Here is a 14229-nt window from a genome sequence, read left to right as displayed (position 1 = left end):
TTGTTGCTTGAGTAATTTTTTGGGGGAGGAAATTTTGTGCCGAAACAGGTTTGGTTTTTAATACTTGGCACGTTTATTAATACAGTTGGAAATTCATTTTTATGGCCTTTAAATAGTATTTATATTCATGACCATTTAGGAAAGTCATTAACGGTTGCTGGAGTCGTACTGATGCTAAATTCGTTAGCAGGGGTGTTTGGTAATTTAGTTGGTGGTTTTTTATTTGATAAATTAGGTGGTTATAAAGCGATTTTAATTGGGGTCGTGCTCAATTTGTGTTCGATTACCTTATTAACGTTGTGGCATGATTGGCCACAATACGTCATCTTTTTAGCAATGCTCGGTTTTAGTGGCGGGATTGTGTATCCAGCGATTTATGCGATTGCCGGAAGTGCGTGGCCAGAAGGTGGGCGTAAGGCGTTTAACTCGATTTTCTTAGCAAATAATGTCGGGGTGGCGATTGGTCCTGCACTTGCTGGGATTATTGCAGATTTTATATTTGATTATGTATTTAGTGCAAACTTATTTTTCTATGCGGTGTTTTTCGTACTTGTCCTAACGACATACAAACGCTTTGATCAGCGAGATGTCACAACAAAATCGCTTGGAAAAGACGAGCAAGGACGTCAAAAAGGTCCGATTCTAGCGATAGGTATTTTAAGTATTTCACTTGTTGTATGTTGGTTAAGTTATTCACAGTGGAGCGCGACGATTTCTTCTTATACACAAGGGCTAGGGATGAGCTTGTCTGAGTATAGCTTACTTTGGACGCTAAATGGATTTTTGATTGTCGCAGTGCAGCCAATTATCCGCCCACTTATTAAACGTTGGGAAAATAAAATTAAGCATCAATTAGTGCTTGGTTTAGTGTTAATGTCTCTGTCATTTATCGTGGTCTATTTTGCAGGGGACTTCAAAATGTTTGCAGCGGCAATGATTATTTTAACGTTTGGTGAAGTATTCTTTACACCCGTCATTCCATTAATAGCTAATCGACTTGCGCCACCTGGACAGCAAGGCTTTTATCAAGGCTTAGTGAACAGCGCTACAACGATTGGCCGCATGATCGGTCCCGTGTTTGGCGGCTTCATGGTCGATATGTACGGTATGCAGGTGCTCATGATCATTTTATCGATTTTACTAGTATTCGCGATTATTCCATGTCTTCTATATGATAGGAGCTTAAAAAATCTAGAAAGTTAACTAAATTATTTAGTAACTGGTCGCCTCGCGAAAGCGGAGCGGCTGTAATATCCATAGCGGCACTTTAACATATTACGTGGCTTTATAGCAGTCGTGCGGTAGCCCACCGATAATAAAAGTAAAACTTTATACGATACCTCTGCAATTCGTAACCAATCTCGCACTTGTACTTTTACCAGCTTTCCATTAAAATGAATGGAATAACAATAAATTGAACTGTGATGAGGAATAGTAGATGGTTTCACTTTTTAGAGAGCTAGCGGCTGGTGGAAGCTAGTAAGTGATAAATTGAACTCGCCTCGGAGTATGCTTTTCTGAACTTTAGTAAGGAAAGCCGTGAATTCGCGTTAAGAATCTACAAGCTGAGTGCTGTGTCACTAATTTGGGTGGTACCGCGGGAGTTAACAATATCTCTCGTCCCTGTCTTTTATAAGATGGGGACGGGATTTTTTTATTGTTCAAATATTCAGTTAATTTTAAAGTGAATAAGAAATACTACATTACAGCGCAATCAATCGTATTTAAAAGGAGGAAATATTGTGAGCTTTAATCATCAGCAAATCGAAAAAAAATGGCAAGCGTTTTGGGATGTTAACAAAACATTCAAAACTGAAAATGACGAATCAAAACCAAAATTCTACGCATTAGACATGTTCCCGTACCCATCAGGTGCAGGCCTTCACGTAGGTCACCCAGAAGGCTACACAGCAACAGATATCCTTTCTCGTTTCAAACGTATGCAAGGTTATAACGTACTTCATCCAATGGGTTGGGATGCGTTCGGTTTACCAGCAGAGCAATACGCACTTGATACAGGAAATGACCCAGCAGAATTCACTGCTAAAAACATTGCGACATTCAAGCGTCAAATTAATGAGCTAGGCTTTTCATATGACTGGGATCGTGAAATTAACACAACAGATCCTTCATACTACAAATGGACGCAATGGATTTTCACGAAATTAGTGGAAATGGATTTAGCTTACGTGGACGAAGTGGCTGTGAACTGGTGTGAAGCATTAGGAACAGTACTTGCAAACGAAGAAGTAATCGATGGTCTTTCTGAACGCGGTGGTCACCCAGTTGTGCGTAAACCAATGCGCCAATGGGTACTACGTATTACAAAATACGCAGACCGTTTAATCGACGACTTACTAGACGTTGACTGGCCTGAATCAATTAAGGATATGCAGCGTAACTGGATCGGCCGTTCTGAAGGTGCACAAGTGAAATTCACTGTTGCAAACACAGACAAAGACTTCGAGGTATTTACAACACGTCCAGATACATTATTTGGTGCAACATACTGTGTACTAGCACCAGAGCATAAATTAGTTGCACAAATTACGTCTCCAGAGCAAAAAGAAGCGGTAGAAGCGTATCTTGAAAAGGTTTCACTAAAATCTGATTTAGAACGTACAGACTTAGCGAAAGAAAAAACAGGTGTCTTCACAGGCGCTTATGCAGTGAACCCAATCAACGGCAAACAAGTGCCAATTTGGATCGCGGATTATGTATTAGCAACTTACGGTACAGGTGCAATTATGGCGGTTCCTGCGCATGATGAGCGTGACTATGAATTCGCGAAAGAGTTCGGCCTAGAAATTACAGCGGTTCTTGAAGGTGGCGACATCGATAAAGAAGCATTCACTGGTGACGGTGTTCACATTAACTCAGAATTCTTAGACGGCTTAAACAAAGCAGACGGGATTGCTAAGGCAATCACTTGGTTAGAAGAAAATGCGGTTGGTGAAAAGAAAGTAACGTATCGCCTACGTGACTGGTTATTCTCACGTCAACGTTATTGGGGCGAGCCAATTCCAGTTATTCACTGGGAAGATGGCACAATGACAACGATTCCAGAGGATCAACTACCTCTTGAGTTACCAAAAACAACAAATATCCGTCCTTCAGGTACAGGTGAATCGCCACTTGCGAACATCGAGGAGTGGGTAAATGTTGTAGACCCAGTTACAGGGTTAAAAGGTCGTCGTGAAACGAATACAATGCCACAGTGGGCTGGTTCTTCATGGTACTTCCTACGTTATATCGATCCAACAAATGACAAAGCAATTGCGGATCCAGAGTTATTAAAACGTTGGTTACCAGTTGATATTTACATCGGTGGCGCGGAGCACGCAGTACTTCACTTACTATACGCACGCTTCTGGCATAAAGTCCTTTATGATCTAGGTGTTGTTCACACGAAAGAGCCATTCCAAAAGTTATTCAACCAAGGGATGATTCTAGGTGAAGGTAACGAAAAAATGTCGAAATCTAAAGGGAATGTAGTTAACCCGGATGATATCATCGAGTCTCATGGTGCCGATACATTACGTCTATACGAAATGTTCATGGGTCCATTAGAGGCATCTGTTGCATGGAGCACAAATGGTCTTGACGGAGCGCGTCGTTTCTTAGATCGTATTTGGCGTCTATTCGTGACAGAAGAAGGCAAATTAGCTGATAAAGTCCAAGTGTCTGACGATAAAAACTTAGAAAAAGCGTACCACCAAACAGTGAAGAAAGTGACAGACGATTACGAAGGTATTCGTTTCAACACAGCGATTTCACAAATGATGGTATTCATTAATGATTGCTACAAAGCAGAAGTGATTCCAACTGAATACGCAGAAGGCTTTGTAAAATTATTATCCCCACTTGCACCACATGTGGCAGAAGAGCTTTGGGCAATCTTAGGGCACGAAGGTACTATTACGTATGCAGAATGGCCATCATTCGATGAATCGAAGCTTGTAGACGACGAAATCGAAGTCGTTGTACAAGTATTAGGTAAAGTGCGTGCGAAAGTAACAGTAGCAAAAGACGTTTCTAAAGAAGAATTAGAAAAAGTTGCACTTGAAGATAGCAAAGTACAAGAATTTATTGAAGGAAAAACAATCGTGAAAGTCATTGTCATCCCAGGTAAATTAGTAAATATTGTTGTAAAATAATTTTATGTTACTGTCTAGTTATTTTTTGTAAGAATCAGCTACATCACATTGATAACTATCAATGCCAGCATTCACTATAGTGTGAAGCAGTGGCTTGGTTGGCGTTAGTATAATGAATAGTAAAATGCACCGAGAAATCTAATTTAGGTTAGATTTTTCAGTGCATTTTTTATATAGATGATTAAATTGTTGTTAATTATCTAAGCTGTTTTATACTCAGCACACATTAGTAGGCATTACATTTTTGCCTTCATTAAAATAGCCTGTGTACGTGAGTTGACACCTAATTTCCCATAAATTGTTGATAAATAAATTCGAATTGTTCCAACAGAAAGATTCAACGTTTCAGCAATTTCACGATTAGAAAAACCATTACATAGCAATTCATAAATTGATATTTCGCGGGGGGTAAGTATGTCAATTATCCCCTTTTTATCACTTATAAACGGCTGGATAAACGCAATGTACTCGGTTGAATCAATGGACCAGTGGCTAGCTAGTTGTTCATTGGTTACATATTGTTGTAATAAAGGCAGTAATAATGGCTCCTGTACGAGTAAGCGACTGTAAAAATACGTTGCAGCCTTTTCCATTACTTCGTCAAATATCACTGCTGCTTCATCATGTTCACCTTTTGCTATGTAGCAAACTGTCTCTAGCGTAGTGGCCTCAAGCCAAGTAGCAATTTGCTCGTTCATCTTCGCCTCTAACTTCACCTTTATAATCGATTGTAGTGCACTGTCATATTGCTCTAGCTTTATCTTTAACCTTGCATGCGTTAAATGCCAGTATGGATGCTGTAATGCATGGCCCTCTAAAATCTCCTCTGCCTGCAATAGTTGTCCTTCTTGTATAAAACAATACGCCTCCGTTATTTTTATAAAATAGGTCCATTGCTTTTCGATATTTAATTGTTGAACTACGTGTAAAATACTTTTTGCCTGTGTAAATTGTTGTTTAGCAATGGCTAACTTCGCTTTTAATATATACATAGGAACAAATAAGCTCGCATCATCGTACGTATGAGCAAATTCTAGCGCCAAGTCCATATGCTTTTTGGCTAAAGAAAAATGATTGCGTTCAAAATAGATTTCAGCTGCAATTCCTGTGATAAATGCCGAAACATACAAATTTTGGAATTTTGTTTGCTGGAATAATGAGGTGATTTTTTCTGTATCCTCTATAGATGGTAAATTACCTTTTCCAGCTAAATTTGTTCGTAATAATGTATATTCTAATGGATTATACACAAAAGGTGAGGGCAATATATGATCGGTGGCAATAGGCTCTTTAACTTGCTTAAACAAGATTGCTAATACGTCATTTACATTTTTACGGTTTGCAATCATAGAATACGCCTTTGTTGTCTCATATGTATACGAGATTTCCGCATGTTCTGCTTTTTCCTTCCAGCCATTTTTCTCGTGTAGTGCCTCTAATTCGTGTGTTATGGATGTTGCTGTATTTGTGTCATTTATCGTAATGGCAATATTATAGCCAGTTACTAACAAATTAAAATCTACTTGTGAAACATGCGTGCGCAATACCTGTAACCAGCGTAGATAGGTAGTTAATTGCCCCATTTGACAAAAATATAAGTAATGAATCATTAACCATTGATGCGCTATCTCATACAGCTGAAACCGTAATGAAAGCTCGATAGCAGCGGCAATATCCTCTGAATGGTACAGGAGCTGAGCTGCTTCCAATGCTAACTGTAGTAATTCATCTTGGGTAAACTGTTTATGCAATTGTGTATGCAAGGCGTCAATCATTAAATGATGATAGCGAAATGTAGTTTTTTCTCCGTCATTTTGAATGATAAATAAGCCTTTTTCCACCAAATCTGATAATATATCAAAACTATCTGTGCGATGTGTAAGTGCATTGCATAAATCAATATCAAGTAGAGGAAGAATGGACGTTTTGATTAAAAATTGTTGAATATAAGGTGGGAGATTGTGAAGCATTTCCTCCCATAAATATTGAGATGTATAACGCTGATTTTCAAGTAACCGCTTATTCCAGCTGTTATTTTCATTTAACTGCATTAATATAATGCCTGAAATCCAGCCTTCCGTTTTGGAATGAATCGCCTCTACCTCATGATGTGTTAATGACGTATTATGTAAAAATTGCAAAACCTCATACGGGGAGAAGCGTATGTCGTCTGTATTTACTTCATTAATAATTTGCTTTACATGCCATTTTGTAGTGGGGAGCGGTAAGGTAGACCTTGTTGTAATAAATAAATGGATGTGGCTTGGTAAATATTCGATAAAATTTTCCACCATTTTATAAATAATAGGGTTTTCAATAATATGTAGATCGTCTAATACAATAGAAAAAGGCGTCTCAATATGCGATAGCTCTAGCAGTAAACTATCGATAAAAAAGCCATTTGTATAGGACTCACGTGATTGAATAAGTGATTTCATCGAAGAGGATAGGTCACTAAGCCCATGTGCCTGATCTATTGCATGGCAAAAAAATGTCCAAAAACGTACTGGATCATTGTCTTCTTTATCAATTGAAAACCATGCGACTGGCTTATTTTGCGAATAAAAATATTGCAGCACTAATGTGGTTTTACCATATCCAGCGGGCGCTCGAATAACGGTTAGTTTTTTATGGTGAGCTTGCTGAAGTAAAGAAAGCAGTCTGGGTCTGTCAATTATATCTGCATGTGACACGGGCATTTGGATTTTCGGTGTTGAATACAGTTTTATCATTACGTCCACCTCGGATTTAAGTAATTTCACAAATTTTACATATATACTATCTATTGTATCTTATTTTTTTTGTAGATTAAAAGATATAGTTTAAAAAATTAACATTTGTCAGTATTCAGTGAAAATTGACGTGAGTATAGTAAAAGGGATTGAATAAGATTAAAAGGTAAGTGAAATTAAAACGAAGAGGAAGGACAATGAAAAAATAGTTTCAATCGTTACACTATTATGTTTAACGATGTTATTCGTTCATCAGCCGAGGTCTTACATTATGAAATATTATTATATATTAGATAAATAGAAAATTCAGAAAGTGGAGGAATACTAATGGAGGAAGCGACGATTTTAATAGTTGAAGATGATGCAGATATATTAGAAGTGTTATCATTATATGTACAAAATGCTGGACACCGTACTGTCAAAGCAAAAACAATTGATGAAGCTAAAATTCAATTTACGGCACATACAATTGACTTAATGCTTGTGGATGTAAATTTGCCTGATGGATCAGGAATCGATTTTGCACGTGACGTTCGACGACAATCAGAAGTGTTAATCTTCTTTGTATCCGCTAATGATACGGTAGAAGATAAGCTAATGGGCTTTGATGTTGGAGCGGATGATTATATTACAAAACCTTTTATTCCAAAAGAGGTCATTGCTCGCATTAATGCTCATTTAGGAAGGAACAAAGGCATGAAGAAGCAAAGGCTTCAAGTGAATGATATTATGATTGATTTTGAAGAAAAAAGTGTTTATAAAAACGGTGAGCAAGTTCATTTGTTTACAAAAGAAAAGCAAATTTTATTTTATCTTGTCGAAAATCGTAATCAAGTATTAAGTGTTGACCAGATTATTAATCAGGTATGGGGCTATGATGAAATTGTCGATTTAAAGGCGGTTACGGTACATATTAGTATGCTGAGGAAAAAAATTGAAACGAATCCAGCAAAACCGATATACATTCAAACGGTTCGAGGCTTTGGTTATAAATTTGAAGTAAAATAAAAGGGGCTTTTCATACAAAAGAGGATCACGCATCGTTGCATGGTCCTCTTTGTGTTCGTTTATATAAATACCGGAACTTTATCGACTGCTAAATCTTCAAGCAAATAATGGAAGTTAAATGCGTCCTTATTATCACCAATCAGGCTAGATAAGTAGTTTTCGATTTTATTTTTCGGTACTTCAAACATATTCGGTAAATAGGATAGTAATAACGTATCGGTATTGGCGTTGCTCAGCACACAAGTTGTTGTGAAATTGGCTGTGTCGAGCTTGTTTAAAATCATATCTAAGCTTGAGGATAATGGCATGATGTGTGGCTTCACGTGGTCATTATGAATAAGGCCTAAAAGTACGGTAAAGAAATAATCTTTTTGGAATTGATCATCTACTAAAATCAACACATCTTCTTTATATAAATCATTGTCGATTTGTTCCGTAATTTTTTGTTCCATTAGCTGCTTCATATAACCAATTACATCAGAATGCTTTTTATCTGAAATGGCTTTTTGCATATGCAGTAAATTTAAAATTTTATATACCGGAATAAAAATTTTCGTAAAATACTCAATTACTTTAAAGTTATCGACAATCTTTAAATAGGTCTTTTTCGCGCTTTCAACATTTGCGCTGACAAGTTCGTTATAAAAGGTATTTAATAGCTCTGTTTTATCCTCTGATTGGTGTGAAATCATTTTGACAATTGTGATGTCGTTATTGATTGAAATATGCATTGAAATGTTCGTTTCCATACATTTCACACGTGGAGACGTTGGGAATTGCGGATTTGTTTTTTCAACAATTCCATGAAAACCGTCAGATAAAAGGACAATCGAGTTTTCAGGATAAATGCCAATAAAGTCAACAAATAGTGTTAATAGACTATCGTTGAATTGCTCTTCATCACGATAAAGTAAACTAAAGGCGTCAGCTGCACGCATCGCATCGCGGTAAGTACGCTTCATCGTAGTCGCAGAGTATACGTCTATAATTTGCAATAATTCAAGCTCCGCTGTAAATGCTGTCGGGACGCTTTCTGGATAGCCCTCACCATTGCGGCGTTCATGGTGAGATTTCGCTATATAAGAAAGGTCAGCTAAGCCGATTTGCTTGAAAATGGCCTCCCCTTGAATCGTATGGGTTTTCATCTCTTCAAACTCTTGTATCGTTAAGCGACCAGGTTTTGATAAGATTTCGCGCGGGATTTTTAACTTCCCGATATCATGTAGTAAATAGCTTGTTGCTAGCTGTTTGATATTATCTAAATTTAAATGGCGTGCAAACAGCGTACCGATAATAAACACGTCAATTGAATGGATATAAGAGTGGTAGTCCCACTTCTTTAATTGCATTAAATAATTAGAATATACATTATTTGATAAAATGGAGTCTAATAACGTACGTAAGTAATCAATATTATTTTCATTTTTTAGCATTTGTCCGTAGCGAATTTCGATATCAAGTTCTGCTAATACCGCATAGAAGTCAAAGGTTTGGAAGCTTTCTTCTGACGTAGTTGCAAAGTTAAATGTAAAGCTTTCAGTTGGTGTAGCTTGTTCAGTTTTTAACGCGGATAGACCTAAATCCGTCAATACAGTTGGTTGCTCGTTATAATAGATCGAAACAAAATGCACACTTTTTCGTTTAAGCAAATCGATTGCTTTTTCTGTGATGGGACTGCCCTTTGTCATGATGAGTTGTCGTTCAACGTAGATATCGGCAGCAAGGATATCACCGGGCTGAATATCTTGAAGCAAAAGTTGTTCAATTTTCGGCATTCATTACACTCCTTACTTAAGTTGCATACAGTATATGACTTTATTATATGTTAAATTTATTCAATAATGGATATATTTTAATTTTTACTGGAAATATAGTAATGAAAAAGTAACTTGTTGAATAAAAATGAATAAAAATATTAAGTATAAAGTATTTAGTTGAATTTAATAATAAAATCAAAATAACTAGCTTGTGTATAGGCAAAAAGATTTATTATCAACTCTAAATATTACAATTTTGTGAATTCATGTGGAATTCTGTGAAAAGAAGCGTATTAGAAAAATTTTTAGATAAAATGAAACTATTTTTCGAGAATCTGAGACTATATAGAAAATAGATAAAGTAGGTGGGTGTGTGACGGAGCATTTAAAGGAAGTAATGAACGCTTATGGTGAATACTGCATACGCGTCGCCTATTTGTATGTAAAGGATTGGGCTGCTGCTGAGGAAATTGTACAAGATGTGTTTTTAGCGTACTACAAGCAGCACCATCAATATGCAGGGCGTTCTTCATTAAAAACGTATTTAGTGAAAATTACGGTACATAAAAGTCATGATTATTTGCAGAGTTGGAAGCGAAAAGTAGAGCTATTTATGCCGTCAAAAGCGGGGACTCCATCTGTTGAAGCAATCAAAATTCAGCAAGAGCAGCAAACCGAATTACTGGCTGCTTTGCTACAGCTACCGATTAAATACCGTGAAGTGTTGCTCTTACATTATTACGATGATTATAAAATTCGTGAAATTGCGGATATTTTGCAGGTGAGTGAAAGTACAGTGAAAACCCGACTTGTGCGTGGACGAGACAAATTAAAAACGCTGCTCGTGGATTTTGAATGGGAGGTGCTGCTGAATGACGAAATGGAAGGATGATATTGACGTAGCCCTAGGGTTTGATCCGAAATTTAACGAAGCACTGCAAAACAAAATATTGAAAAGGGCAACAAAGCGTACGTTTCACTGGCGTTATGCACTGACGGCTGTTTCGTTTGTCCTCGTAGCACTACTGCTGTTTTTGACAGGGCCTACACAGGTGGAGCAGGAAGTCACAACGGTCACGCCATTTGAGCGATTAATTCTTGAGGCGAGCGTGGATGAATTTTATATTAGTACACAGTACACGGAGGAGACACGTTTTTTTGCGCGAGATTCAAGCCGCTATGTACAAGTACATGAATTTAAATCCGTGCAAGATATAAGCGAGATGCAACAATTCTTACAGGTAATGAAACTTGTTGAAACGTCGATGGAGCACTGGAGCGCAAAAGATGTGCTCATTACGATGTCAAACGGAGAACAGCTGAAGTTGAAAGTTGTGCGGAAAACGGACCGTTACCTCGTACAAGATGTGTATACCAAATTAGTATATGAAGTGATGCACACGGAATCGAAAGCGTATGAGCGATCGCTGGAAAAAATAAATCGCTCCACGTTAAGTGTAGTAAGTATTTTTTTAATAAGTGGTGTTATGGCTGGAATCGCGATCATTAGTGCTCGGTTACTGAAGATGCCGAAAATAAAACGTGAACAAAAGCAGGATTGGAAATCAACTTCAATTGCAATTGCGCTGGTGCTCGTAATTAATGGGTATTTGTATTATTTACGTGTGAATGAGTATGTCATGCAGATCGATGTTCATTTTATTTTAGTCGTGTTACCGATTATCGGGGTACAATTCTTCTTACAAAAAGAGGATGCCCCTTTTAAAAAGAAAGTGCTTGATTGGCTGATCATTGCATTAGGTGTAGTGTACATTTGGATTTTAATGAATTTTGGTTAGGAGTGAGAGAGTGAAGCGATTTTTATGGAGTGTGATATGTGTAGTAGTACTAGCAGGCTGTAGCGCGGATTACTCGGCACGAGAACCGTTTCCGGTAGAGCAAGACTATGAATTCGATCCCGCGCTTGTAGAAGCGCTACAAATCGATCAAATTCAAAAGTTGTATTCTTCAAGAAATAAATTAGTGTTTTACTTTGTGACAACATACGAACAGGCCGCATTCTTAAAGCGCAATGCCGCGTATTTAGCGCTTCGTACTGTACCAGACGGTTATGAATTATCGAACATGAAGCTAACATTACTCGACCGCTTTGAAATGGGGGGCGGCGTGTATTACGGCATGAAAATCCAACTAAATGGAACGGGGTTAGAATGGCTAGATGTACCGGAATTGTTCACTTCCGTCGAGCTATTCATTGCACAACAGCCACTGTTTCAAATGGAAGTTGGTACGGTCGCATTTCGTGAAGATGGCGTAGCACATGTGGATCAGTTTTCAATGGAACAACTCAAGCCAATTGTACAAATGTTACATGAACGTCAAAAATAAGACTTTAGTCGACAGTATTTTCAAGTATAATGAGGGATGTAAATGATTTTCATTTAACGATTTATGTAGAAAGAAGTGTAGCACGATGGCACAAGCATCACATGCAGTACAAATTCCAGTAGCGCAAGAAAAAGTATGGGCGTTCGTAAGCAAAATTGAAAAGTGGGCAACATTAGTTCCAGCCTACAAAGAGCACAAACAAGTCGATGATCAAACATCGCATTGGACATTCGAAGGCAATTTCAAGGGCTTATCGAAAAAAATCGAATTAGAGATTAAAATCGTTGAAATGAACGAACCAACAAACATCAAATTTCAAATCAAAGGCCTTTCAGATAACTTCTCTGGTGGCGGCGAATTCAAAGCCGAAGCAAAAGATGGCGGCACACTGATGACAGGTATCGTTGAAGTATCAGCAGGTGGCTTATCAGGTGCTGTATTAACACCAGCAATTAAAGTGTTATTACCAAAAATCACAACACGTTTAACAGAAAAAATCGCGCGTCACATCCAAGCGTAATACATATGAGCCCATTAGAATCTCTTTTCTAATGGGCTTTTATTATAGCGATATGATAAATATCATATGAAACCTATGACATCTTCCCATATGGAAAAAAGCGCTTCTTTTTTATAATGAGTGTAAGAAAGAGGTGTTTTTTATGACTCAAATCATGGTGGAACAAAGTGGTTATAGTGCGAAGGAAGAATTTTGGAATGGCTTAACACATGGTGTCGCCGCGCTGTTAACAATTCCTGCAACATTAGCTTTGATCGCAAAAGCGCAGGTGAGTGGCTCGACGGTAGAACTTATTAGTTATGTGATTTTTGGCATTTCCATGTTTTGCTTGTATTTAGCCTCAACGATGTATCACGTATGGCCAAACCATAAAAATTTCCTCAAAAAGCTCGATCATAGTTCAATCTTTTTACTTATTGCCGGAACGTATACACCGATTGTATTAGTCGCAATTGGTGGCACACTCGGATGGACCATTTTTGCGATTCAGTGGATTTTAGCAGCAACGGGTATTCTATTGAAACAATTTTTCGTCCACCGATTTAAAAAGGCATCGCTGCTTGTTTACATCGGGATGGGCTGGATTATTATTTTAGTTGTAAAACCATTATTAGCGCATATTGGAATTGCAGGTTTTTTAACACTACTTGCGGGTGGTCTTTGCTACACATTCGGGACGTATTTTTATAAAAACAATAACATTCCCTACAACCATGCGATTTGGCATGTATTCGTAATGGGCGGTAGTGTAGCAATGTTTTTAGCGGTTTATTTATATGTATAAAGAACAAAAGTCGGCTCTCTTTATGAGGGCCGACTTTTGTGCGCTTTTCTATTAAATACTCGCGATAAATTTTTCTATTAAAACTTGTAAGTATTCATCGTAGTGTTCTTCGTTGCGTTTTTTCATTTGCACTAAAATTTGTTGTAGGAAAGCTTTGTTGTCCATGAACTGATCTGGTAATTTTTCATACATTAATTGATGATGATAATTATCTTGATCTAAATAGAGCTCGAAATAATAGCCTAATTTTTCGCCTTCATTGAACATGTGCATCATGCATTCCACTTCGTAGCATTGCAGTAAGTGACTATTTTTGAAGCCGATTTTTACGGTAAAGTTAATATGCCCGCCTTTTTCATCCAGCTTAAAGGGACTGATATTTGCAATAATCTGTTGTTGATTCGTTAGCCACAGCATTTCCGTTGCTTGGCGGTTTGTTGTAAAGCTTGTAATGCCTCTTTGCGTATGGGAAACAAAAAATTCCTTTGCGCGTGCAGCTTGTTCGGCATTTTCACGGTTATCAGACGCCTGTATGTACGAAAGCTGCTGTGTGATCTGCTGTAGTAAAACTGGGCTTTTTTGAAGGTGCTCAATAATATTTTTTAATTGCAATGGAAAAATATTCGGGAGATCCACTAAATCAATAGCAAGCGTCATGCCATCGCCCTGTTTATGAATCCCTAAAACGAGCTTTAATAGCGTACTTTGGGCAAAGCCATCTTCTTGTTCGAGAAAACAAAATGTACGAACTGCAAAAGACAGCTCATCTTTGTTTAGGTCACGTATTTTTTTAACGGACAAATGAATCTGCATCGATTCATCTGCCGCTAAATATAAATTGGATTGTTTTGCGTCAGAATTTAGCATCGTGCTATAGCCTCCTGAGTTTACATAGCTTTTATCATACTAGGTAATGAGTGGA

General features: G+C 37.6%; 11 protein-coding genes and 1 other annotated feature. Of the genes, 8 read left to right on the top strand and 3 right to left on the bottom strand.

The window, feature by feature from the left end:
- The first annotated feature begins 36 nt into the window (after positions 1–36).
- Together NSQ62_RS15855 and leuS are read left to right on the top strand one after the other, a co-directional pair.
- Complete coding sequence (locus NSQ62_RS15855) at positions 37–1203, top strand: MFS transporter (RefSeq protein ID WP_341321104.1); 1167 nt, start codon at positions 37–39, stop codon at positions 1201–1203.
- Positions 1204–1412: 209 nt separating this feature from the next.
- Positions 1413–1628, top strand: a binding site (T-box leader).
- A 114-nt stretch (positions 1629–1742) separates the two neighbouring features.
- Positions 1743–4157: a leucine--tRNA ligase gene (leuS, locus tag NSQ62_RS15850; RefSeq protein WP_341321103.1), complete on the top strand. Its 2415-nt coding sequence runs from the start codon at positions 1743–1745 to the stop codon at positions 4155–4157.
- Positions 4158–4393: 236 nt separating this feature from the next.
- Here leuS and NSQ62_RS15845 read toward each other — a convergent pair whose 3' ends face one another.
- Positions 4394–6889: a LuxR C-terminal-related transcriptional regulator gene (locus tag NSQ62_RS15845; RefSeq protein WP_341321102.1), complete on the bottom strand. Its 2496-nt coding sequence runs from the start codon at positions 6887–6889 to the stop codon at positions 4394–4396.
- Between the two features lie 327 nt (positions 6890–7216).
- On the opposite strand from NSQ62_RS15845, the gene NSQ62_RS15840 reads away from it, so the two are divergent.
- Positions 7217–7897 carry a response regulator transcription factor gene (locus NSQ62_RS15840; protein ID WP_341321101.1) on the top strand — a complete coding sequence of 227 codons (681 nt, stop codon included), beginning with the start codon at positions 7217–7219 and terminating at the stop codon, positions 7895–7897.
- Positions 7898–7956: 59 nt separating this feature from the next.
- On the opposite strand, the gene NSQ62_RS15835 is transcribed toward NSQ62_RS15840, so the two are convergent.
- Positions 7957–9672 (bottom strand): HD domain-containing phosphohydrolase, encoded by a 1716-nt coding sequence (locus tag NSQ62_RS15835; protein ID WP_341321100.1) that lies wholly within the window; start codon positions 9670–9672, stop codon positions 7957–7959.
- Positions 9673–10027: 355 nt separating this feature from the next.
- On the opposite strand from NSQ62_RS15835, the gene NSQ62_RS15830 reads away from it, so the two are divergent.
- The 5 genes from NSQ62_RS15830 (at position 10028) to NSQ62_RS15810 (ending at position 13307) form a co-directional block, all read left to right on the top strand.
- Positions 10028–10546 carry a sigma-70 family RNA polymerase sigma factor gene (locus NSQ62_RS15830; RefSeq protein WP_341321099.1) on the top strand — a complete coding sequence of 173 codons (519 nt, stop codon included), beginning with the start codon at positions 10028–10030 and terminating at the stop codon, positions 10544–10546.
- Positions 10527–11453: a hypothetical protein gene (locus tag NSQ62_RS15825; protein ID WP_341321098.1), complete on the top strand. Its 927-nt coding sequence runs from the start codon at positions 10527–10529 to the stop codon at positions 11451–11453. Before NSQ62_RS15830 ends, NSQ62_RS15825 begins: the two co-directional genes overlap by 20 nt.
- A 10-nt stretch (positions 11454–11463) precedes the next feature.
- Entirely contained in the window at positions 11464–12003 is a 540-nt protein-coding gene (locus tag NSQ62_RS15820) for a hypothetical protein (protein WP_341321097.1), read from the top strand.
- 85 nt (positions 12004–12088) lie between these two features.
- A complete protein-coding gene (locus NSQ62_RS15815) occupies positions 12089–12523 on the top strand; it encodes an SRPBCC family protein (RefSeq protein WP_341321096.1) in 435 nt (144 codons plus the stop codon).
- Between the two features lie 142 nt (positions 12524–12665).
- Positions 12666–13307, top strand: a complete 642-nt coding sequence (locus NSQ62_RS15810; protein ID WP_341321095.1) for a hemolysin III family protein — start codon at positions 12666–12668, stop codon at positions 13305–13307.
- A 51-nt stretch (positions 13308–13358) separates the two neighbouring features.
- Here the strand turns inward: NSQ62_RS15810 and NSQ62_RS15805 are convergent, their stop codons facing one another.
- Entirely contained in the window at positions 13359–14174 is an 816-nt protein-coding gene (locus tag NSQ62_RS15805; protein WP_341321094.1) for a cysteine methyltransferase, read from the bottom strand.
- Positions 14175–14229 lie beyond the last annotated feature (55 nt).

It is taken from the genome of Solibacillus sp. FSL H8-0523, assembly GCF_038051985.1.
Classification (GTDB): Bacteria; Bacillota; Bacilli; order Bacillales_A; family Planococcaceae; genus Solibacillus.
Note: the sequence above shows the minus strand (reverse complement) of the source record. Positions and strands in the feature narration are given on the sequence as shown.

Coding starts and splice junctions, on each gene's coding strand:
- NSQ62_RS15835 (WP_341321100.1), bottom strand. CDS start 9,672: ATGCCGAAAATTGAACAACTTTTGCTTCAAGATATTCAGCCCGGTGAT.
- NSQ62_RS15810 (WP_341321095.1), top strand. CDS start 12,666: ATGACTCAAATCATGGTGGAACAAAGTGGTTATAGTGCGAAGGAAGAA.
- NSQ62_RS15805 (WP_341321094.1), bottom strand. CDS start 14,174: ATGCTAAATTCTGACGCAAAACAATCCAATTTATATTTAGCGGCAGAT.
- NSQ62_RS15845 (WP_341321102.1), bottom strand. CDS start 6,889: ATGATAAAACTGTATTCAACACCGAAAATCCAAATGCCCGTGTCACAT.
- NSQ62_RS15825 (WP_341321098.1), top strand. CDS start 10,527: ATGACGAAATGGAAGGATGATATTGACGTAGCCCTAGGGTTTGATCCG.
- NSQ62_RS15815 (WP_341321096.1), top strand. CDS start 12,089: ATGGCACAAGCATCACATGCAGTACAAATTCCAGTAGCGCAAGAAAAA.
- NSQ62_RS15840 (WP_341321101.1), top strand. CDS start 7,217: ATGGAGGAAGCGACGATTTTAATAGTTGAAGATGATGCAGATATATTA.